This is a genomic window from Bifidobacterium asteroides (assembly GCF_009683175.1).
GTDB classification, from domain to species: Bacteria; Actinomycetota; Actinomycetes; order Actinomycetales; family Bifidobacteriaceae; genus Bombiscardovia; species Bombiscardovia asteroides_H.
In genome coordinates, this window is sequence record NZ_WKKW01000002.1 from 248,276 (window position 1) to 269,040 (window position 20,765).

General features: G+C 55.8%; 17 protein-coding genes. 11 read left to right on the forward strand and 6 right to left on the reverse strand.

What is annotated here, in order from left to right; all coding sequences use genetic code 11:
* Positions 1 to 66 precede the first annotated feature (66 nt).
* Both GKC41_RS05060 and GKC41_RS05065 read right to left on the reverse strand, forming a co-directional pair.
* Positions 67 to 1,500 carry a DHA2 family efflux MFS transporter permease subunit gene (locus GKC41_RS05060; protein ID WP_154313243.1) on the reverse strand — a complete coding sequence of 478 codons (1,434 nt, stop codon included), beginning with the start codon at positions 1,498 to 1,500 and terminating at the stop codon, positions 67 to 69.
* Between the two features lie 62 nt (positions 1,501 to 1,562).
* On the reverse strand, positions 1,563 to 2,012 hold the full coding sequence (locus GKC41_RS05065; RefSeq protein WP_154313244.1) for a MarR family winged helix-turn-helix transcriptional regulator: 450 nt from the start codon (positions 2,010 to 2,012) through the stop codon (positions 1,563 to 1,565).
* A 563-nt stretch (positions 2,013 to 2,575) separates the two neighbouring features.
* On the opposite strand from GKC41_RS05065, the gene GKC41_RS05070 reads away from it, so the two are divergent.
* Both GKC41_RS05070 and GKC41_RS05075 read left to right on the forward strand, forming a co-directional pair.
* Complete coding sequence (locus GKC41_RS05070; protein WP_229281642.1) at positions 2,576 to 2,974, forward strand: MarR family winged helix-turn-helix transcriptional regulator; 399 nt, start codon at positions 2,576 to 2,578, stop codon at positions 2,972 to 2,974.
* Complete coding sequence (locus tag GKC41_RS05075) at positions 2,971 to 5,244, forward strand: ATP-binding cassette domain-containing protein (RefSeq protein ID WP_154313246.1); 2,274 nt, start codon at positions 2,971 to 2,973, stop codon at positions 5,242 to 5,244. The genes GKC41_RS05070 and GKC41_RS05075 overlap by 4 nt, the downstream gene beginning before the upstream one ends.
* A gap of 26 nt (positions 5,245 to 5,270) precedes the next feature.
* Here the strand turns inward: GKC41_RS05075 and GKC41_RS05080 are convergent, their stop codons facing one another.
* On the reverse strand, positions 5,271 to 6,041 hold the full coding sequence (locus GKC41_RS05080; protein ID WP_154313247.1) for a GNAT family N-acetyltransferase: 771 nt from the start codon (positions 6,039 to 6,041) through the stop codon (positions 5,271 to 5,273).
* 347 nt (positions 6,042 to 6,388) lie between these two features.
* Here GKC41_RS05080 and GKC41_RS05085 point away from each other — a divergent pair, with 347 nt between their 5' ends.
* Positions 6,389 to 7,009, forward strand: coding sequence for an isochorismatase family protein (locus GKC41_RS05085; protein ID WP_154313248.1), 621 nt, complete (start codon positions 6,389 to 6,391; stop codon positions 7,007 to 7,009).
* Between the two features lie 18 nt (positions 7,010 to 7,027).
* Here GKC41_RS05085 and GKC41_RS05090 read toward each other — a convergent pair whose 3' ends face one another.
* Positions 7,028 to 7,774: an SDR family oxidoreductase gene (locus tag GKC41_RS05090; RefSeq protein ID WP_154313249.1), complete on the reverse strand. Its 747-nt coding sequence runs from the start codon at positions 7,772 to 7,774 to the stop codon at positions 7,028 to 7,030.
* A 261-nt stretch (positions 7,775 to 8,035) separates the two neighbouring features.
* On the opposite strand from GKC41_RS05090, the gene GKC41_RS05095 reads away from it, so the two are divergent.
* A complete protein-coding gene (locus tag GKC41_RS05095) occupies positions 8,036 to 8,917 on the forward strand; it encodes a glycosyltransferase (protein WP_267872850.1) in 882 nt (293 codons plus the stop codon).
* Between the two features lie 18 nt (positions 8,918 to 8,935).
* Positions 8,936 to 10,981, forward strand: a complete 2,046-nt coding sequence (locus GKC41_RS05100) for a DUF6541 family protein (protein ID WP_229281644.1) — start codon at positions 8,936 to 8,938, stop codon at positions 10,979 to 10,981.
* Here GKC41_RS05100 and GKC41_RS05105 read toward each other — a convergent pair.
* Complete coding sequence (locus GKC41_RS05105; protein WP_154313252.1) at positions 10,954 to 11,949, reverse strand: glycosyltransferase; 996 nt, start codon at positions 11,947 to 11,949, stop codon at positions 10,954 to 10,956. The two genes, GKC41_RS05100 and GKC41_RS05105, sit on opposite strands and share 28 nt — an antisense overlap.
* 153 nt (positions 11,950 to 12,102) lie before the next feature.
* On the opposite strand from GKC41_RS05105, the gene GKC41_RS05110 reads away from it, so the two are divergent.
* The 6 genes from GKC41_RS05110 to GKC41_RS05135 all read left to right on the forward strand — a co-directional run bounded on the left by GKC41_RS05110 (position 12,103) and on the right by GKC41_RS05135 (position 19,496).
* The gene (locus tag GKC41_RS05110) at positions 12,103 to 13,428 is read left to right on the forward strand and encodes an MFS transporter (RefSeq protein ID WP_154313253.1); all 1,326 of its coding nucleotides are present in this window, start codon (positions 12,103 to 12,105) and stop codon (positions 13,426 to 13,428) included.
* 200 nt (positions 13,429 to 13,628) lie between these two features.
* Positions 13,629 to 14,066 (forward strand): (deoxy)nucleoside triphosphate pyrophosphohydrolase, encoded by a 438-nt coding sequence (locus GKC41_RS05115; protein ID WP_154313299.1) that lies wholly within the window; start codon positions 13,629 to 13,631, stop codon positions 14,064 to 14,066.
* Positions 14,067 to 14,138: 72 nt separating this feature from the next.
* The gene (locus GKC41_RS05120; protein ID WP_154313254.1) at positions 14,139 to 17,291 is read left to right on the forward strand and encodes a DUF3427 domain-containing protein; all 3,153 of its coding nucleotides are present in this window, start codon (positions 14,139 to 14,141) and stop codon (positions 17,289 to 17,291) included.
* A 190-nt stretch (positions 17,292 to 17,481) separates the two neighbouring features.
* A complete protein-coding gene (locus GKC41_RS05125; RefSeq protein ID WP_154313255.1) occupies positions 17,482 to 18,222 on the forward strand; it encodes an SDR family oxidoreductase in 741 nt (246 codons plus the stop codon).
* Positions 18,223 to 18,333: 111 nt separating this feature from the next.
* Positions 18,334 to 18,702, forward strand: coding sequence for a TIGR02328 family protein (locus GKC41_RS05130; protein ID WP_154313256.1), 369 nt, complete (start codon positions 18,334 to 18,336; stop codon positions 18,700 to 18,702).
* A gap of 62 nt (positions 18,703 to 18,764) precedes the next feature.
* Complete coding sequence (locus tag GKC41_RS05135; protein WP_229281645.1) at positions 18,765 to 19,496, forward strand: hypothetical protein; 732 nt, start codon at positions 18,765 to 18,767, stop codon at positions 19,494 to 19,496.
* On the opposite strand, the gene GKC41_RS05140 is transcribed toward GKC41_RS05135, so the two are convergent.
* Entirely contained in the window at positions 19,483 to 20,733 is a 1,251-nt protein-coding gene (locus tag GKC41_RS05140; RefSeq protein ID WP_154313258.1) for an MFS transporter, read from the reverse strand. The two genes, GKC41_RS05135 and GKC41_RS05140, sit on opposite strands and share 14 nt — an antisense overlap.
* Positions 20,734 to 20,765: the final 32 nt, after the last annotated feature.

Here is a 20,765-nt window from a genome sequence, read left to right on the forward strand (position 1 = left end):
CCACTTGCTAGTCAACCGAACAGCATCTGAAAGAGACTATCCAGTAAATGCACAAAATTTTTCCTCTTACTCGCCCGTCAGTTTGCGCGGCTTGAGGAAGAGAGAGCCGCATAGACCGATTAGGGCTACGAGCGTGAGGAAGATGAAGGCCCATTGGTAGCCCTGGTCGAGTGCCTGGGCTGACGTGGCTCCGCTGAGACTGCCGCGCTGAGTGCCGATGGTCACAATCATCATGGCTGCGGCCGTACCCAGTGAACCGCCCACCTGGCGGACAGTCGAGGCAGCCGCGTTGCCATGGGCCGTGAGTTCTGCGGGCAATGCGTTGATGCCCTCGGTGAAGGTGGTCATCATGACCAGCGCCACTCCTGCCAAGCGCAGAGCATAGCAGGAGGCGATCACGATAAGACTGGTAGTAGTGCCGAACCATATCATCGGCAAGGTTCCGGCAAGCAGCACCGTGTACCCCAAAAGGGAAATCTTCCTCGCTCCGATTCTTTGATAGATCAGACCAGAGAGGGGGTTGAATATGCCCATGACAATGGCTCCTGGCAGCATGACCAGACCAGAAGTGAGCGCGCTTGACCCGCGCGTATTCTGCAAGTACAGGGGAAGCACCAGCTCCACTCCGACCATGGCAATGTTGCTCAGGGTGCTCAGCAGACTGGTCAGATTGAAGGTGGCATTCATGAAAACACGCAAATTCACCAGCGGAGACTTCAGATGAAGCTGACGCCGACAGAACAGGATTACTACCAGCACGCCAGCAAGCAGCAATCCCAGGTCAAGCACTGACGCACCACCCGCGTCTCCAATGGCGGACAGGGCGTACAGAATGAGCCCGAAACCCAGGCAGGAATAAACTACGGAAGGCACGTCCAGCCGAGTTCTCGCCTGGTGGTTGACCGTATAGACCAGGAAGAACGAGGCCACCAGAATCGCGGCGCTCAAGACAGCAAGCAGCACAAACAAGGCCCTCCAGGACCAGTGCTCCAAAACAAACCCTGAGAGCGTGGGGCCAACCGTCGGACCCAAGGCCACCACCAGGCCCACCACGCCCAGGGCCACACCGCGCCTATCCGGCGGGAAAAGCAGCAGTACCACATTCTGAATGAAAGGCATCAACGATCCGGCTGCCACGGCCTGAATGATTCTGCCCGCCAACAGCAGCGGGAAATGCCCTTCGCAGAAGACACAGACCAGGGAGCCCATCAGGAAAATACCCATCATGGCCATGAAGGTGTGCTTGGACCGGAAGTTGGAAAACACCCAAGCCGATACAGGTATCATCAGCCCCACCACCAACAGATAGGAGGTGCTCAGCCATTGTGCGGTGGATTGGGACACATGGAATTCCGCCATAATGGTAGGCAGAGCATTGTTAAGGAAAGTCTCCGCCATCAAGGCCAGGAAGGCCCCTGCCAAAAGCGTGCCCACCATCGCAGTGCGATTTCCCTCAGTCCCGCCTTGGCTTCCTTCCCCTTTGCCGCCATCCTCATTCATACCGCATCATCCCCGTCCTTCACCGACTCGGTCCGAAGCTTGTTTGATCCAACTAAGGCAGATCAGGATTCCATGTTTCTAATGATTCGTTCCAGATAGCCGACAAGCTGTCTGCTCTCCTGCTCATCGAACCCTTTCAAGGCAAGCTTGCCCGTGGCCTCCAATGCATGCCGGATCTCGACCTGGTGGGCGTTCAGCTCCTTGCGTGCATGTCCGGTAAGCTCAAGAACCATCTGACGTCGGTCATCAGTCTGTGGCTTTGCCGTCAGCCATCCTGCCTTGACCAGCCGTTTGACAACTCCCCGAACCGTGGGATGGCTCAAACGGAACCTGTCGCCCACCGTCTTCTGCGTCACCTCCAGGCCCTCATGCTCATACAGGTAATAGACCATGACGAATTGGGGACCAGTCAGATTGGGAAAGATGTTCCGCACACACTCATTCATGTGCTTTTCCAGCAGGGTGTTGGCTATTTTGACCAGCCCCTCTGGCCGCTTCTCCGAGAGCTCCAAAAGATACCGCCTCTCTAAAATGTAGCATGCTACATTATTAGCGAAGAAAGCCTAGCTGTCAAATCAAGGAAATACAAGAACCTATTCATCAACGTTCTTAATGCAGGAGGCTCGAGCAAAAGAAGAGCCTTAGCTCAGCCTTTCCGACCGGTGGGCATGCTGGTTTACCTAGCATTTTGGCCTCAGTATCGTCGTTCTGCATAGCCGATTGGCTAAGCAATACTGATAGGATGATAAGTTGACACTCTATCCCACCGCCGCTGTCAACAAATCACGAGCCTTTAGTCCAACAGACCTCCTTTACCTTGGAGCGACCAACAGAGAAAATTGCTAAACCGCATCAAGGGATCCACCAGGCAGACACACACCTACTCTCATGCAAGAAGCTCTTTCAACAACACAAGGCCAATATTGAACCTCCTGAGACGTGGCTTCATCAGTCAATACAGTCAGACAAGCACGAATCCGGGGCACAGGTAACTACCTGAGCAATAGATAATTTCCAATATGATATAGTTTCCATTATGAAATCAAATAAATCCTCTTCCCTTTATAACGCTCTCATGTATCTGCAGTGCGAATTCGTAGCAGAGCGTAATAGGGTCAACCCAGGAGACATCACCTGGCAACAGTTCGATATCCTCACTGTTTTGCGTACTGGAGCCTTCAGGCCATCACAGATTGGTCAGCGACTTGGTATGAGCCGATCCAAGGTCTCCAAGAACCTGAGCACGCTGCGCGATCTCGGATACATCAGACAGACGCCCGATACCCGTGACCGGCGAGAGCTGGAGACCTGCCTGACCCAGGACGGTCGGGACATGCTCGGCATCATCGATCAACAGCATAAGACCCTTGAGGAAGACGCCAGACAGGTCTGGTCCGAAGACGAGCAGGAAGAGTTCACTGCTCTTGCCAACAGACTCATCGCCAAGCTACGCCAGGAGCGGATCGCCCGATGAGGACGGAATCCATCCTTATTGATAGGGCCTCCACACACAATCTCCAGCAAGTCTCGCTGGCCATACCCAAACGGGCCATCACCGTGGTTACCGGCCTGTCGGGTTCAGGAAAGTCGTCTCTTGTGTTTTCCACACTGGCAGCCGAATCACAGCGCATAATCAACCGCAGCTACAGCTCCTACATTCAGCAGCTCCTGCCCAAGTATGAGCCTGCGGAAGTCGCCCGAATCGACAACCTGCCCTTCTCCATTGTCGTAACCCAAAAGCAGCTCTCGGGCAATGCTCGCTCAACCGTAGGCACCTACACTGATATCTACACTGCCCTGCGCCTGCTGTTCTCCCGTATGGCCCAGCCCTTCATCGGGTACTCCATGACATATTCCTTCAACAATCCTGCGGGGATGTGCCCGATCTGCCAGGGACTCGGAACTGTGCGCACTCTGGTGCTTGATCGCCTGCTCAACATGGATCTCTCGCTGAACCAGGGAGCCATCTACTTTCCCACCTTCCAGCCAGGCGGCTGGAGGCTGACCAGGTATACGGATTCAGGTTATTTTGACAACGACCTGCCTCTACAGGAGTGGGACAGAGATGACCTCGACTTCCTGCTCTACGGCAAGAGGCAAAAACCGGCACACCCTGGCCCCAACTGGCACAAGACAGCCATGTATGAGGGATTGGTGCCCAGGATCACCAAGACCTTCATCAACCAGAGCAACGACAAGTACCAGCATGAGCTGGAGGAGGTTACGCGAATCACCCAGTGCCCCGACTGCCAGGGGGCCAGAGTTAACGCCAAGGTGCGCTCAGCCAGGATCCGCGGACTGAACATAGCTGACTGCTCCGCCATGAGCGTGGCAGACCTCCAGGAATGGCTTAGAAAGATTCATGACGATCAGGCTGAGACCATTCTGCAGGACTTGAAACGCAAGATAGCCAATCTGATAACGGTAGGTCTGGGCTACTTGAGTTTGGAGCGTGGCACTTCCACCCTTTCCGGAGGAGAGGGTCAGCGTCTGAAAATCGCCAACTGCCTGAACAGCCCCTTGAATGACGTCCTCTACATCTTCGATGAGCCAAGCGTTGGCTTGCACCCCCATGACCTGACTGGGATCAAGAAAATCTTTGAGGGCTTGCGAGACAAGGGCAATACGGTAGTGATCGTGGATCATGACCCCGAGCTCATCGCCATTGCGAACCATATCGTCGATATGGGGCCAGGGGCAGGCAGTGAAGGCGGACGGATCGTCTTTGAAGGGAACTATCAGTCTCTGCTGAGAAGCGGCACAGCAACTGGCAGAGCCCTGGCAAATCCAGGCGTGGTAAATGAACCATCGGTGCCTTCGCATGGCTTCTATACAATAGACAAGGTCACTGCCCACAACGTCAGAGAAGCCCACGCCAAGATACCCCGGCAAATGCTGACTGTGGTGACCGGGGTGGCCGGCTCAGGTAAGAGCACCCTTATTAAGGAAGGCTTCATGGCTCAACATGAGGCCTTACTCCTGGATCAGAAACCAATCAAGACCAGCGGACGCTCCAACCTGTTGACCTACTTGGGTGTCTTCGACCCGCTGCGCAAGGCTTTTGCCAAGGCCACAGGCGAGTCCCCCTCGCTCTTCTCATTCAACGCTGCCGGAGCCTGTCCGGTCTGCAAGGGCAAGGGGGTCGTCACCCTGGATATTGCCTACATGGGCGACACCAGCACTATCTGCGAAAGCTGCCATGGAACCAGGTATTCAACGCAGACCTTGTCTGCCAGATACCGTGGTCTCAGCATCGCCCAGGTGCTGAAACTGACTGCCAGCGAGGCTATGCACCAATATCGTGAAGTGCTGGGGCCAGCTATGAAGGCCCTGGAGGATGTGGGTCTGTCTTACCTATCCGTTGGGCAGGCTCTTGATACGCTCTCGGGCGGTGAGCTGCAACGCCTCAAGCTGGCCAGACTACTCAAGGAGGGGATTCGCGAGACCCTGATTTTGGATGAGCCCACCAGCGGCCTGCATGAATCCAATATCCTGCAGCAGATTGCTCTCCTACGCAAACTCATCACCAGCAAAGGTCTCACTATCATCGTCATAGAACATAACCTGCGCTTCATCGGCCAGGCCGACTGGGTGATCGATATGGGCCCGGGAGCCGGAAGCGCGGGCGGAAAAGTGCTATTTGAAGGAACTCCGCTTGCGCTGATGCGCCGCAATGACACTCCTACAGCCCGAGCCATGAATGTTTATTTCGGTCTCATCAAGGATGCCGCGGCGCAACCATAAGCGGCTGCATTCAGATCAGCAATCGTTCAGCAATCTTGCAGACGGCGCCTCTGCATGCCATCCTGATCGAAATTGTCATCATCCAGCCAGGTCTCCAACCGCTCTTTTACTGTCGGCCATTCACTGTCCAATATGGAAAACCAATCCGTATCCCGAGTACGGCCCTTGTAGACCATATCGTTCCTGAACCGGCCTTCAGCCTGGAATCCCAGCCTCAGCGCAGCCGCCCGCGAGGGCGCGTTGAGGCTGTCACACTTCCACTCGTATCGTCGATAGCCCAAGTCCTCGAAGACATGCCGAGCCATCAGATATTGGGCCCCGGTAGCCTGTCTGCTTCTCTGCAGCTCACGGGTATAGATAACGTGCCCCATCTCGACGCTTCCCACGTCGGACCTTATCCGGTGCAAGGCGTACATGCCCAACAGATCCGACGAATCATGAAGCTTGACATGCTTCCGTATATCCGCATCCTTTCCATCTGCAGACTGACCGACACTGAGTCCATGTGCAGACGGATTGCGGAGAATAGCAAAGAAGAGAGGATCCCGACTATTAATCATGGATGCAAACCCTGAGTCGAATGTTGGTCTATCAGGATAGAGATCGTGAGTGCTATAGGTCATGATGGCTTTGTCGCATTCTGGACTGAAAATCCGCTCATAGAAGGCATCGCCTTGATTCTCGTTCAAGGGCACTACCAGAACGGTCCTGCCAGTCAAGATGACCGGCTCCGGCGTCATGGCCCCGGGAAACGAAATCGCATCACCTATAGGTTGCCCAAACTCATTGATCCTCATACCCGCATCTCCTCCCTTGGAACGATGCCCGCTCTGTAGTCTATGGAAGAGTCAGCCCCAGAAGCACCGGCTATAACTCCGTACAATCCTGGCACTTAGAATACCAAGCAAACACCCCAAAAGCCCGTATGGATCCGCCTCACACATCCGTGTTTATTCTCCCCCGTTATCCCCTTTATCATCTTGTCCACAAGATGCTGCTTCACCGCCATATTTGTCCACATGCACCCAAGCGGAAGGGCCGACGCGGAAGCGAGAATTAAACTGATACGTAAGAGGAATATTCGCCGAACTTCAACCGGTATTCCCTCTGCCTACCGTCAGCATCGACCAAGGGAGTGATCACCATGTCCAAGGCTTTGATCGTCGTGGATGTTCAACCAACCTTCTGCGAAGGAGGTGAACTCGGAGTCGAGGGAGGCAACGCCACGGCCGGCAAAATCGCCGATTATGTCCACAATCATGCCGGGGACTACGCCTACATGGCCACCACCCAGGATTGGCACATCGAACCCGGATCTCATTGGTCCGATCACCCGGATTTTGTGGACACCTGGCCCAAACACGGCGTAGCCGGCTCACCCGGAGCGGAGTTGCATCCCAAGATTCGAGGACTGGACATCGCCCACCACTTCAAAAAGGGCCAGTACTCAGCCGCCTACTCCGGATTCGAAGGCATCGAAGACAACACCGATAAAATCCAGAGCAGGCAGGAGTTCGCTGCGGCCAAAGCATCTGGAGTCACCTTGGCCGATGCACTGGCGCAAGCTGGCGTTGACCAAGTGGACGTAGTAGGCATCGCCGAATCCCACTGCGTCAAGGAGACGGCCTTGGACGCTGCAAAACTTGGCTACCAGGTCACGGTCTTCGAGGATCTGACTGTCCCGGTCAGCGAGGATCAGGGCGTCGAGGCTCGAAAGACCATGGCCCAGGCAGGCATTCGTCTTCTTTCCTCCAACGGCGACTAAGGTCAGCGGGAGAAAAATTCACCAAGGCTGGATGGTAGGGCCTACGGTGAATTCCGATACATTGGTATCCTCAGGCTGATCAATGGCAAAGGCCACTACCTGGGCTACCCGTTCGGGATCAATTTGGTAGCTGTCGTAGGTCTTGTTCATGTCGGCCAGGGTCTGCTTGTCCGTGATGGTATCCAGCAACTCGGTTCGAATGGCCGCCGGGTAAATGGTAGAGGTGCGGATATGGGTCCCTTCCTGGGCGGACTCCATCCTGAGTACCTCCATCAGATCCCGCAGACCCCACTTGGTTGCTCCGTAGACCGCTCCACCGGGATAGGCTTTGAGGCCAGCCACCGAAGAGGTGGCGATGAACTGTCCATGTCGCTGCCCGGTGAACTCAGGCAGGGCCGCAGCAATGCCGTACAGTGCGCCTTTCAGGTTGACGTCAATGGTCCGATCCCACTCGTCCACATGCAGGGCCGACAGGGGCGAGTTAGGCATGAGCCCGGCGTTGAGGAATACTACGTCCACCCCGCCGAACTGCTTCTTAGCGAAAGCCACGAAGTCCTCATTGGCCTGGCGATCGGTCACATCCAGAGCCATGGAGGCCGCCTGACCACCCGCCTGAACGATGTCGTCGACAATTTTATCCAGCCGATCCTTGCGGCGAGCGCCCAGCACCACCTTGGCCCCTCGCTGTGCCAACAGCCTCGCCGTGGCCTCCCCTATGCCGGACGAAGCTCCGGTGATCAACACCGTCTTATCAGCAACAGTCATAACAGTTCCACCTTTCCTTGATCTTCAGTCGGCCTGATGGTACAACCTCGAGTCGCTGGAAGTGCAAGTCTTGCTACAGCCAAGTCCAAACCAACAATCGTGACTAAATGCGTGGCATGGGGCTGAAGCTACTGAGAAGGACGGGTCAGTCAGAACTGCGCTGGCCGGGCACATGTAGAATCGACGCAGTAATCCACGAAGAAAGGCGGCTGCACTGCCATGAGCGCAAGGAACCAGAGTCACACTCCGTTTTCCCTCCTTATGGCTGTCTATGCCGGAGACAGGCCCTCCTTCGTCGCCCGCGCATTGAAATCCGACACCATCGATCAAACCCTTATGCCCGATCAGATTGTCGTTGTGTGCGACGGTCCGTTGGGTAAAGAACTAGGCCAACTGGTTGATCGGTATCCAGCTGAGTTGAAGAGACAGTTGCTGCAGGCCGACAGGGCCGAGGAAATGCCCGCATTTACGATTGTGCGTCTGCCGGCCAACAGAGGACTTGCCCACGCACTGAATCTCGGGTTGAAGTCCTGCAAGCACGAGCTGGTGGCCAGAGCGGACAGCGACGATATCTCCCGGCCATCAAGATTCAGCATCCTCATCCCCTTGCTTGCCTCATCGGGTTTAGATGCCCTGGGGAGTGCCATCCAAGAGTTTTCGGATGACGAACGCACTCCCGGACGGATCCGCTATCTGCCAAGCGGAGGATCCGAACTTCGAACATATGCCACCCTGCATTCCCCTCTGCACCATCCCAGTGTGGCCTTTCGCAAGACAAGCGTGTGCAAGGTTGGCGGTTATCCGGAAGAATCCGGGCGCTTTGAAGATTACCGTCTTTGGGAAACCATGCTGGTCGCCGGCGAGCATATCGGCAACATCAAGGAACCTCTTGTTCTCTACCGATCCGATACGGCCATGTATCACCGCAGAGGCGGCATGCGCATGTTTCGGGACGAGCTGCGCCTGCAAAACGACTTTCTGCACGACCGCTTCATCAGCCCCATACAATATGTCAGAAACATCCTCATTCGTGCCTGCTACCGTCTGCTGCCCGACCAAGTACGCAGCTGTCTGTATGCCATCATGACCACCCTGCTCAACCGGTTCCATGGGAAGTCGGTGAATGACAGCCGAAAGAAGTGATTCATGCAATCAACCCTGATGACCTGGCAACAATCCTGGCCTCTGCTGCTCTTCATCATCGCAGCCCTGTATCTGCCCGGCTGCCTGCTGGTAGCAGCACTGGGCAGCCGAAAAACTATCTTCGTGACGGCACTCGGCCCTGTGGCCTCCATCGCGCTGGCCGGCATCGATGGCGTACTCTTCCAGCCGCTCGGCATATCCTGGAACTGGCGTTCCTACGGGCTTTCAGCCATAATACTCATTGCCATCATTCTTCTAGCACGCCAACTTTTCAATCATTTTCGTAATTCAGATGGAGTCGACCGAGAATCCTGGGCACTGACTACCAATGTCGGAAAAACCAAACCTCGACTGAGCCACTTCCTTCCGGCACTTCCGGCAATCATCGGCACAGCACTGGCTGCTTGCAACATCGGCATCAGACTGATGCACGCCGCGCCTTCGCCGGATCAGGTCACACAAAATTACGACTCGGTCTTCCACTACAACGTAGTGGCACGAATTGTGCTCACCGGTCAGGCTTCATCCCTGCATGCTCTTCCGCCCATCAGGGAAATATACCCAATCGCATTTCAGCAGTTCGCCGCCATAAGCGCGATGGCCTACAGACCTGCCACCGCAGTCAGCGCCGTCACCTGCACTTGGCTGGTCTTTGCTGCTCTGATATGGCCGATTTCCATGCTCTTCCTGATCAGAATCCTGCTGGGCAGACATGCCTGGAGCGATCTGCTCACACCGGTACTCGCCTCATGCTGCGCGGGTTTCCCCTTCCTCTTGCTGGATTGGGGCACCTTGTATTCCATGTTCGCCGGTCAGGTCATACTGCCTGTTTTCGTCGCGCTTACCTGGGCTTGGTGTACAGACGGGTGGCGGGAAGGCCGCCGATCCCTAGCCGGCCTTGCCTGGATTCTCCTCAGCGTCGTCGCCGTATCCTTCTGCCATTTCAGGGTCATGATGACCGGCGCTCTTCTTGTGCTGCCACTGATCCTCAGTTGGCTGATCAGGGCAGGGAGGCAGCTGGCCCAAACCAACAAGCATCGTTTCCGAGTGGCCGCCGGAGTGCTGACTGCCGGATTCCTGGTTCTGCTGGCTATAGGCCTCAAGATCTTCCATAATTTGTACCTGCGTGGCCCTGCACGGAAAATATCGGATCATCTCAACGGCGGCCCGGCACAACCCACGGAAGACCTGCCAGCCGCCATAGTGCGCTTTCTGCTGGGGCAGCCCATCAATTCAGGCAACCGCCGACTGCCGGTCTACTGGCCCCTGGCCCTGGCCCTGATCCTGGCCCTGATTGTCCTCTGTCTGCACCACAGCCGAAAGGACATGCTCCTAGTGTCCTCCTTCATGCTGCTGGGCCTGGTCTTCGTCGCCTGTGCAGGCACCCACGCCGATTGGGCCAAGATCCTTACAGCCCTGTGGTACAAGGATCAACGCCGACTGTTCTCTGCCTGGCCTGTAGTAGCCATACCCATCATGGGCATGGCCTTGGAGCATGGCATAGGAGCCTTGAAAAGGTATACGCCTCAGGGTGAGAAAATGATATCAATGCCAATTATGATGTTGGCAGCCACGGTAGCTGTTCTGATCTGCGCCGTGAATCCGCAGTTGGACTCCATGGAGAAGACCTTGGGCTCAACATATGCCTTCGCAGCCAACAACGCCGATGCTCCGATGCTGTCAACTGATGAATTCCTGCTGATGAAGAGAATGGGCCGCCATGTTTCGGCCAGCGAACAAGTCCTGTCCGATCCATGGAACGGCAGCGGATACATGTTGGCTGTCGGTGGCACCACATCCTTCTACGCTCATCTGAATATGAACTGGGATCATGATCATGCCTACCTGGCCACAAACTTTGAGCGCATAGGCTCCGATCCACAGGTATGCAAGATCCTGACCGATCATCACATTGACTGGTATGCGGACATGGGCGGACCATACGTTGCCAACGACCCCCAGCATCAGATCTTCAATGGCCTCCACCCCGTTCCGCAAGCCCTCCAACTGGTCGACAGCCAGGGTCGGGCGAAGCTCTACCGGATTACCGCCTGCCGCCCCTGATCGGCACGGTCGATCAGTGCCTGAATCTCGGGCTCCTGGACAAACAGGTCGTGGTTGCTGCCAGGGTGTGTAGACATGCCGGCTTTGAATCCTCGAGACAAACAATGCTGGATCTGCCGCCGATCATGCGCCCTAATAAAGGTAAGAAGCCACCGTCTGCCAGTAGCAAGGAGCAGTGCAAGAAATTCAATCGTTGTGAAATTGTCCCTGCTGAATCGGAACATCCATATCTTGTTACGCACCTCGTAAAAGAAGCGAGAACCCGGGTCGGCATCGCTGGAGCCGAAGACCTTGGTCTTATGCCATACCCGACTGGCAGGAACGTAATAGCCTATGCCTGTTTTCAGCAGTCTGGAAGTGTATTCGAAGTCGTCATTCCAAAGGAAAAAGGCGGCACGTGGCAGGGTTCCTGCAGCTTGGATGGCCTTGACGTTCACCAGGCAGGAGACGAAGGACAGGGAGCGGACCTGGTAGGCATGGGCGCTGGCCTGCAACTGCGGTCTGCCTCTTCTGATCGACAGACGTCGACGGGGCTTGTTCATCCCATGCACCCTGCCGTCGACCCACACAGCCTCGGAGCCCAAAACGGCCGGCCAGGATCCGTTATCGGCGTAAGCCTCGGAGGCAGCATTAAGCAAACCGGACAGCGCATTAGGCTGCGGCACCACATCGTCATCCATCAACCACAGGTAGGCCTCACGCTGAGGAGGAATCTTCGCCAAGGCCGCCGCCATTCCAGCCACGAATCCCCCTGCACCGCCCATATTGTGATGCAAACGAACCAAGTCAGGCTTCAACGGGTGCGACATGACCACTTCCACCGGTCCGTCCTCGCTGGCATTGTCTACGACAAGGACTTGATCAGGCTTGTGGGACTGGCTACTTATGCCATCCAGGCACTCCTGAAGGAGTTTGGAGCGGTTGTAGGAGACAACAACAGCGACGACGAAAAACCTCATAGTCTGCATTGTAACGATAGGTGAGGGTCAAATATTGAACTACAATGAGTTCTTAACTTTCCCATAGTGGACATTCAAAGCAGACAAACCACAAATCAATGGGAGCATGCAAACCAAGCAACAGTTGGCCAGTCCCGATTCCGCAAAAGGAAGGTCGCAGTCATGTCGACGACACCGATACAGCCCTCATCACGAAAACAGGCTGTCTATCCGTACCTGATCGTGCTCTCGGGCATCGTCTTCACGGCCATCCCGGTATCGCTGGTCTGCAGTTGCGCAGGCATCTTCTTCACTCCTGTCAGCAGCTATTTCCATGTTCCCAAGGCCGCATTCACCGGATATTTCAGCATATTCAGCATCACCATGGTCATCTTCCTGCCGGTTGCCGGATGGCTGATGCACCGCTACGATCTACGCATCGTCCTGACGGCAAGCACCATCCTGGCCGGACTGGGCTGCCTGGGCATGTCCCGATCATCCGCCATGTGGCAGTTCTATCTATGCGGAGTGGTTCTGGGAATCGGCATGCCGCCCATCCTCTATCTGTCAGTGCCCACGCTCATCAACGCCTGGTTCCGCAAACGGGTCGGGTTCTTCATCGGCCTGTGCATGGCCTTCACCGGCATAGGCGGGGTAATCTTCAACCAGATAGGCACCATGATCATCAGGTCCGCCCCTGATGGATGGCGGCGGGGATACCTGATCTTTGCCATCCTGATTCTGGTGGTCACCCTGCCCTTCACCATTTTCGTCATTCGCGGCACGCCCGAACAGATGGGTCTACATCCCTACGGCGACATCGACCAGGAGCCTGCTGCGGCTGAGGCTGCCTCCAACAGCGCAGACAATGGAAGCAAAGACAAAAAGGACTCAAAGCTTGCCACGTCGACCGTGGGCATGACCGCTTCCCAGGCCTTGCACTCCCCTGCCTTCTGGGCGCTGGCGCTCTTCTGCGGCCTGATCACCATGAATCAGACCATCTACCAGTTCCTGCCATCCTATGCGGCATCCCTGCCATCTATGGCAGCATACACGGGCCTGATCGCCTCCTCCTGCATGGCCGGCCAGGCTATCGGCAAGATCATCCTGGGTATGGTCAATGACGGCAGCATCGTGGGCGGGCTATGCCTCGGCATCGGCGGCGGCATTCTCGGTGTCTGTCTCATGGTCGCCTTCCCCGCATTGCCCGCACTCCTCCTGCTGGGAGCCTTCGCCTTCGGTCTGGTCTACGCCTGCACTACAGTGCAGACGCCAATCCTGGTTACAGCGGTCTTCGGCTCGCGTGACTACACCAACATCTATGCCCGCATCCAGATGGTGGGGTCCCTGGCCTCAGCCTTCGCCGCTCTCTTTTGGGGCGCCATCGCTGACCAGCCCCATGGCTACATCATTATGTTCGGTCTGAGCATCCTGATCATGGTAGTGGCCTTGTACCTGGGCATTATTCCTCTGAAGGGTACACGAAAGCCGGCCACTCAAACCGCCTGACCGAGCCCTGCAGCAATCGGCCCCACAACCATTTCGCCGCCCTGCCTTCGTTGCATTGCCCCCCCTACACAGCGGACGGGTTATCCCTATACTCTCCACAGTCATAGACCTTGGCTTTTGAACACTTATTAGAAGTCAACTAGTTGTATCCTGGACCTGGCGCCCAAAGGCGGAAAGGCGATTGAGCACTCATGACCACGATGCGGACCAATCGGACAAAGACAACAAGCGTAGCAGGCGGAGCCATTCTTGAAAACGGGCTGATCCTATGCGCTCAACGTGGACCAGGCCGTACCCTCGAAGGTTGTTGGGAATTTCCTGGAGGAAAGATCAAGCTCGGCGAATCACCCTCGGAAGCCCTGCGTCGTGAGATTTTCGAGGAACTTGATTGCACGGTTCAGGTATTGGAACCAGTTTGCACGACCATGTACACCTATCCGTTCGGCCGCATCGCCCTCTGTATTCAACTTTGCCGCCTTATCCAAGGACGGCCGCAACGCAGCGAACACCGAGCTCTTCGCTGGCTGGCTCCAAAAAATCTTCCATCTTTGAACTGGGCTCCAGCCGACAGGCCGGCCGAGGCCATCCTTACGGCCATGGATCAGTGCTTTGCGAATCACCACCATGATCACCAATGAACGCCCGAAGATCCAATCCGTCGAGTCGGTCAAACCGGGGAAACTGAAACCTGCAAAGGAATCGAGGAAAATATGGATTCTAATTTGAATGCCGACATTCATCTGCAAATAGATCCTGATTCAACATCGATATTAGAAGGCGTGGTTACAGGCCTTATCGGCAACGATCCGACTCATGAGATATCTTCTGGAACCCAAGACTTCACACCCCGGCTGATCACCAACCAACCTGGTGATAATATGCAGGACGCGCTTTGCCAAGAACTCCAGGAAAGCGAGACTTTCGACATCTCAGTCGCCTTCGTATCCGCCGAGACCCTGCTTTCTCTATTCCAAGAGTTCAAAAACCAGAAAGCCAGACCTGGCAGCCGACCTGGACGGATCATCACCTCCACTAAAAACTATTTCAATCCTCCAAGAGCCTTCTGGGAGCTGCTCAAACTCAAGGACGTTACCGGGGCCGACGTAAGAGTCTGGCAAGGCGAACAGGAATCAGAGTCAGAGTATTCAACCGACCAAGTCACACCAGGGGGCCAACCCTTCCATCCTAAAGGCTATATTTTTGCCAAGCACCTAAAAAACGGCAAACCATACTATGACCTCTATATTGGCAGCTCCAATCTCACCCAACAGGCCTTGACGAATCAACGTGAGTGGAACCTACGCTTGTCCTCTCTGGACAGGGGAACGCTGATCGACCAAATCAGCCATGAAATTAATCGACAAGTGGCTGAATCTCTGCCTCTGACAAAAGACTGGATCGAGCAATATGAAGAGGACTTTCGCCGTTACGCCCCACCCAGAAAACAACTCGAGACCGCACGCCAGCACAGACACATACGCCCCAATTCCATGCAACGGGAGGCTCTGAAGAACCTGAGAGAACTGAGAGCTCGGGGCGAGCACCGGGCCATCATTATCTCAGCCACAGGAACAGGTAAAACCTACCTATCGGCCCTGGATGTCAAGCAGGTCGGTCCGGCCAGGATGCTCTACCTGGCTCAGCAGGAGCAGATATTGGAGAAAGCACAGTCTTCTTATCAGGAAATTCTGGGTTGTTCCAAGGAGGAAACCGGTCTATATACCGGCAGCGACAGGAAGAAGGACGAAAAGAAGGACAGACGCTACCTATTTGCAACGGTGCAGACCATGAGCCGTCCGGATATTCTGAAAGAGTTCTCACCTGATGCCTTTGACTACATTCTTATTGATGAGGTTCACCATGCCGGAGCTAAAAGCTATCAAGCAATCATCGACCACTTCTCCGCAGCAAACTTCATTCTAGGCATGACAGCTACCCCTGAGCGCACCGACGGTTTCAACATTTTCGAACTCTTCGGATACAACGTAGCCTACGAGATACGACTGCAGAAAGCATTGGACGAGGGTATGCTCTGTCCATTCCACTATTACGGTGTGGCCGAATATCTGGGGTCCGATCCCGCTAGCAGCAATGACCGGCCAAGCATCACCGTCAATGATGATAGACACAGCCGAGACCGCGGCCAGTTGACATATGAAATAGGGCAGCTGGCCACCCCCGACAGGGTCAGATACATTATCGATGTGCTGCAGCAGTACAGCCCCTACCATCAGCAGATCACCGGCCTCGTCTTCTGTAGCAGACGCGAAGAGGCTCAACAACTGTCAAAGCTGTTCAACAATGAGACCAATCAGCAGGCCGAGCGAAACTATCGTACTCAGGCAGTCACCGGGGATACCCCCGTTTCGCAACGTAATAAAGCTATCCGGGACTTGGAAAACGGCGACCTGGACTACATCTTCACCGTTGATCTGTTTAACGAAGGCATCGATATTCCGGCGCTCAACCAGATAGTCATGCTCCGCAACACCCAGTCCAGCATAGTCTTCACCCAGCAGTTAGGAAGAGGACTGCGGCTTTACGATCATAAAGAGAGCGTCGTTGTCATAGACTTCATCGGCAACTACACAAACAACTATCTGATCCCCGTGGCCCTGTACGGGAATACAGGCGATCGCGACATGGCCCGTCGCAACTTGCAACGCCATACCATAGGCCTGTCATCCATCAGCTTCGACCCCATCGCACGGACACGTATCCTGCGATCTCTGGACACAGCAGATTGGTCGGCTATGAAAAAGTTGACTGAAGCATATCGCCAGTTAAGGTTCGAACTAGGACGTATCCCTATGCTCACTGACGTCCATGCTCATGATCCATCGCTCACGCGTACCATGGCCGCCAAATTGGGTGATTATCACTCTTTCGTACGTTCTCGCGAGCGCAACCTGGGCAAGGATGGCACTCCGCCTGATCCTGTCAGCACAACCGAAACAGGCATTCTTAAATTGGCCACCGAAGTCCTGCTACCTGGTTTAAGGCCTCAGGAGCTTGTCATCCTCGAGCAACTGTGCCAACTGTCCAGGAGCGAGCATGCAAACACACCGACCGACGTTGGAAGGCTAAAGGCTGCCCTGAATGAACGATTTCCGCAGTCCTATCGGGATCCCACCCAGATCGCATCGGCTCTGCGAGTCCTGGACGGCAGTTACTTCACACCGACCCAAGCCCGCCGGTTCGGCGGTCTTCCGCTAATCAGCCGTATGAAGAACGGATCCATCCGACTCAACTCTACCTTCGCCGGGCTGATCGAAGAGCACAGCACCTTCCGTAACTTTTTTGTGGACACTCTGAAAACCGGACTGCTCAACTGCCAGGATGCGCTCGGGGATGTCTCCGCCCAGGAACTGCAGTCTGAGCACGGATTCCTTAGAGGAAGGCAATACACTATGGCCGAAGTCGTGCGCCTGCTGGGCTGGGATCACGAGGTCAACGGCCAGAGCATTGGCGGATATATGGTGGATCGGACTACAGGCACCATGCCCATCTTCATCAAGTACGCCAACAGCCAGTACCAGGACCAGTTCCTGAGTGATCAAACCTTACGCTGGTTCAGTAAGAATCACAGAAGACCCGAATCCAGGGAATTTCAGTGGATGCGTCAGGGCCTGGGACAGACAGGCTGGCAAGAGACTCACTTCATTCCGCTTTTCGTCATGCGCCGACAAGAGGCGGCAGACCGTCGCTACTACTATTTGGGCCATGTCACCGAGATAGGGCCATCGCAGACCGCGGAGAAACCAGGGCCGGACGGCAAAGGCCGAGTACCTGTCACCATCACCAACCTCGGTCTTGACCGACCTGTGGATCATGAACTCTATCGCCATCTGCTCGACGTCTAAGCGCAGCCCAGTCAGCAGAAGAGGTGCACTGTTTCAGCGGAAAATATATTGTGACCCCGCAGAACTGTTGGCATCCCAAGGATAACTTCGGAGAAATAGCGAACCGGGATCATCCGTACGTCGGCCATCAAAGTGGGCATACCATCCCATAGGATGGAATACGACAGCACATCTCTATAAAGGAGTGGATATGACTGATCGTCTACAAGGTAAGGTAGCCATCATCACCGGAGGAACCGGCGGCATGGGCGTGGGCATCGCCGAATGCTTCGTCCGTGAGGGAGCCAAGGTGGCCCTTACCGACATCAAGGAGAGCGATGCCTCCCGCAGCCTCATGCAGGAGCACCCCGGACAGGTCGTCTTCCACACCCTGGACGTGACTGATGAGGACCAGTGGATCTCCACCATCGACACTGTTGAAAAGGAACTGGGCCAGCTGACCACTGTGGTCAACAATGCAGGCGTCGGCGACAAGGGCGTCACTATGGACGAGGAAAGCTACGATGACTGGAAGAAGATCATCGCCATCAACCTGAACGGGACCTTCCTGGGCACCAAGCATGGCATGAGGGTCATGAAGGGCCGCGGCGGATCCATCATCAACATTTCCTCCATCGAGGGATTCGTGGGCCTGAGCCGGGCCGGAGCCTACAACGCCAGCAAGGGCGGCACCAGGCTGCTGACCAAGTCCGCCGCCCTGGATTCCGCCAACAACGGCTACGGCGTTCGCGTCAACTCGGTCCATCCCGGATTCATCAAGACCCCTCTGATCAGCCAGAGCCTTGAGGACAGGATGAGCAAGCTGACGCCCCTGGGCCATATCGGCGAACCCCGGGACATCGGCGAGATCTGCGTCTACCTGGCCAGCGACGAATCCAAGTTCGCGCTGGGTGCTGAATTCGTTGTGGACGGTGGATTCATCGCCCAGTAAGGAATTGCCGTAGGGAATAGCCCCAACCCCTCCCTCGTTTATCCGCCTCATAGCAATGCAAGCGGCTAGGCTGAAGGAGGGGTTCGCTTGTGGCCCCAACGAGGGGGCGTCATGCGATTGTGGCATCAGGATCTGATCCGACTGCTTCCCAGACAGCAGCTGCTGGGCCAGCATCGGGAGATCACTGCACTGCGGGGCCTGGGTTGGGGTCGACGGCATGCAACCGTTGACTATGTCTTTCACCACTCCCCATACAAGCTCTTTCAATTTCATCTGCTGGTCATGGCGACGATGCGCGAGCGCGGTTACCATCCTGATCCTGCCTGGCACGACCCGCTTTACCGCGGCAGGCACTGCCCACCATACAAGGATTTAACTGCCGTGCCGTTGACGGATCCCATCTTCCCCGAGCACGATGCAGCCTATCTGCAGGAATGCTTGGAGAACCTGGCAGGGAAAGGCATCCATCTTCCCCTCTGACGGTCGCCCTTCAGACTGCATGGGATCGCTTATAACAACGATGTACAATCATGTGTTGGAGTATGCTGCAGATATTTAGGGGAGTGCCCATGCCCATCATCGACATTATTAATCTCATCATTAACTCCATTACAGCCATAGCCACTGTGGTGGCGATTCCAGCGACCATTGTGTATTCCGCCCGGCAGACGAGAAGAACCTTCGCCAAGGACGATGAACGTCGCAGCTACGACCTTTACCAAACCATGTTCAAACAGGCCTCCCGAGTCGATGTCTGGGAGTCCAAGACAGTCAAAGACAAAGACCAGAAAGACGGGACCGACGAGCACCTGATTATCACCAACCACAGCGAGGGAACCATCCGCCAGGTCTCAATCCTGGTCCACTGGGATCTGCTGAAGAATTCTCATTTACGACCGATCAGCCTTAAAAACAACACGATCAACTATTACGGGGTGCCTGGATTCGGATATCATCATGCCTGGCGGACACTGCCAACAGCAGACTGGGTTATATCTATGGATCCTGACAAAAGATTTGTCTGGAGCCTGCCTACCATCTGCCCTAAGGACATCTTCGAATCCCCCCGGTTTCTGGACAAAGGCGATCCTCAGGGCAGGTGCCGACTGGCTGCTGTGGCCATAAAATTCACTGACGTGTACGGCAATATCTGGGAACGACTGTTTGAATCCGAGTATCTGCCCAAAGACCATACTGCCGATCTCCATCTCTTGTATTCGCCCGACAACCGGTTGACGGATTTTTGCCAACCGAAGAGCATCATTGCCGAGTGAGTCTGGACACCGTGGGCACCAGGAGGGTAACCGCCGCCAGCAAGAACGCCAAAGGCAACAGGGCCGGCCTGACACCGGTATGATCGGCCAGAAACCCGATAGCCGGAGGAATGATCCAGGAGACTCCGTAGTAGGCAGTTGAGATGACCGAAGCACGCTGAGCCGCCATGGCCGGATCCCTGGTTGCCAAAGTGGTGACGATTGGCACGCCCAAAGCAGCTCCGACCCCCCAGATCCCAGTGCCCACAAGGCTCAACACAAAAGAGGGCGAAAGAGCGTAGACCAGGATGCCCAGAGCCGAGACCAAGAGGGTCAGGATCAACGAGCGCATGTTCCCCAGTCGCTCGATCAGATGCGTCCCCAGCAACCTTGAGACAATCATGGCTGCAGCGAAGATCGTGGGAGCAAGACCGGCTTGAGACTCAGGGACACCGAAGGCATCGACCAGGCCAACGCCGCTCCAGTCGTTGACGGCACCCTCGCTGGCCTCCAGGGCCACGTTGATCAGGGCAAGCATGAGAACCAGGGCATCGCCCCAGGCCGCCACCTGCTTGCCGAAGGCGGACGATTGCCCTGCCCCCGCCTGCCGATCCGAACGCTCCTCGTCAGCGCCGCCCTTGTAATCACCCAGTGGCTGAGCCGGGCAGAGCAGGACGCAGACGACCACCAGAGCCAGGCTAATCAACGCATTGACCGCCAGGTGGGCACCTATGGCTACACCCAGATGGGACAGGAGCGAGCCCAGTCCCAGGGCAAGAAACATGCCCAGGCTATATGAGGCGTGGAAGCGCGGCATTATCGACCGAGAGGAGAAGCGCTCCACTGCGCCGGCCTCGACAGTGTTGACCGTTCCCCAGAGGCTGATCCCCGCCGAATTAAAGAGCAGCCCTAGAACCACCCCAGGCACTGACCGCAGAGTGACGGCCAGTGCCGCGATTACCATGCCCAGACACCAGGTGGAGGCTGCCAGCAGCATGGCCCGACGCACTCCCAGCCGATCGGTCAGAACCCCTGAGACCAGCATACCGACCAGAGCGCCGCAGCCGCCAAGGATGGTCATCAGAGCCAGGCCCGAAGGCTGCAGACCAAGGCTGGCCTTGACTGTTGGCAGTCGAGAAATCCATGCCGAAGTGCCTATGCCCATGATGATGAAGAACCCGTAGACAGCCGACCGCTCGCGCATTCCATGACCCGAAAAATCAGCCAACGAGAGCTCATGATGATCCCGTTCGCTCATGCGGGCCTCCCTGCTCTGTTCATAGTTGGCCC

Bases quoted from the DNA above. Each gene is read 5' to 3' on its own strand.
- GKC41_RS05060 (WP_154313243.1), bottom strand. From the start codon at position 1,500: ATGAATGAGGATGGCGGCAAAGGGGAAGGAAGCCAAGGCGGGACTGAG.
- GKC41_RS05070 (WP_229281642.1), top strand. From the start codon at position 2,576: ATGTATCTGCAGTGCGAATTCGTAGCAGAGCGTAATAGGGTCAACCCA.
- GKC41_RS05075 (WP_154313246.1), top strand. From the start codon at position 2,971: ATGAGGACGGAATCCATCCTTATTGATAGGGCCTCCACACACAATCTC.
- GKC41_RS05080 (WP_154313247.1), bottom strand. From the start codon at position 6,041: ATGAGGATCAATGAGTTTGGGCAACCTATAGGTGATGCGATTTCGTTT.
- GKC41_RS05085 (WP_154313248.1), top strand. From the start codon at position 6,389: ATGTCCAAGGCTTTGATCGTCGTGGATGTTCAACCAACCTTCTGCGAA.
- GKC41_RS05090 (WP_154313249.1), bottom strand. From the start codon at position 7,774: ATGACTGTTGCTGATAAGACGGTGTTGATCACCGGAGCTTCGTCCGGC.
- GKC41_RS05095 (WP_267872850.1), top strand. From the start codon at position 8,036: ATGGCTGTCTATGCCGGAGACAGGCCCTCCTTCGTCGCCCGCGCATTG.
- GKC41_RS05100 (WP_229281644.1), top strand. From the start codon at position 8,936: ATGACCTGGCAACAATCCTGGCCTCTGCTGCTCTTCATCATCGCAGCC.
- GKC41_RS05105 (WP_154313252.1), bottom strand. From the start codon at position 11,949: ATGCAGACTATGAGGTTTTTCGTCGTCGCTGTTGTTGTCTCCTACAAC.
- GKC41_RS05110 (WP_154313253.1), top strand. From the start codon at position 12,103: ATGTCGACGACACCGATACAGCCCTCATCACGAAAACAGGCTGTCTAT.
- GKC41_RS05115 (WP_154313299.1), top strand. From the start codon at position 13,629: ATGCGGACCAATCGGACAAAGACAACAAGCGTAGCAGGCGGAGCCATT.
- GKC41_RS05120 (WP_154313254.1), top strand. From the start codon at position 14,139: ATGGATTCTAATTTGAATGCCGACATTCATCTGCAAATAGATCCTGAT.
- GKC41_RS05125 (WP_154313255.1), top strand. From the start codon at position 17,482: ATGACTGATCGTCTACAAGGTAAGGTAGCCATCATCACCGGAGGAACC.
- GKC41_RS05130 (WP_154313256.1), top strand. From the start codon at position 18,334: ATGCGATTGTGGCATCAGGATCTGATCCGACTGCTTCCCAGACAGCAG.
- GKC41_RS05135 (WP_229281645.1), top strand. From the start codon at position 18,765: ATGCTGCAGATATTTAGGGGAGTGCCCATGCCCATCATCGACATTATT.
- GKC41_RS05140 (WP_154313258.1), bottom strand. From the start codon at position 20,733: ATGAGCGAACGGGATCATCATGAGCTCTCGTTGGCTGATTTTTCGGGT.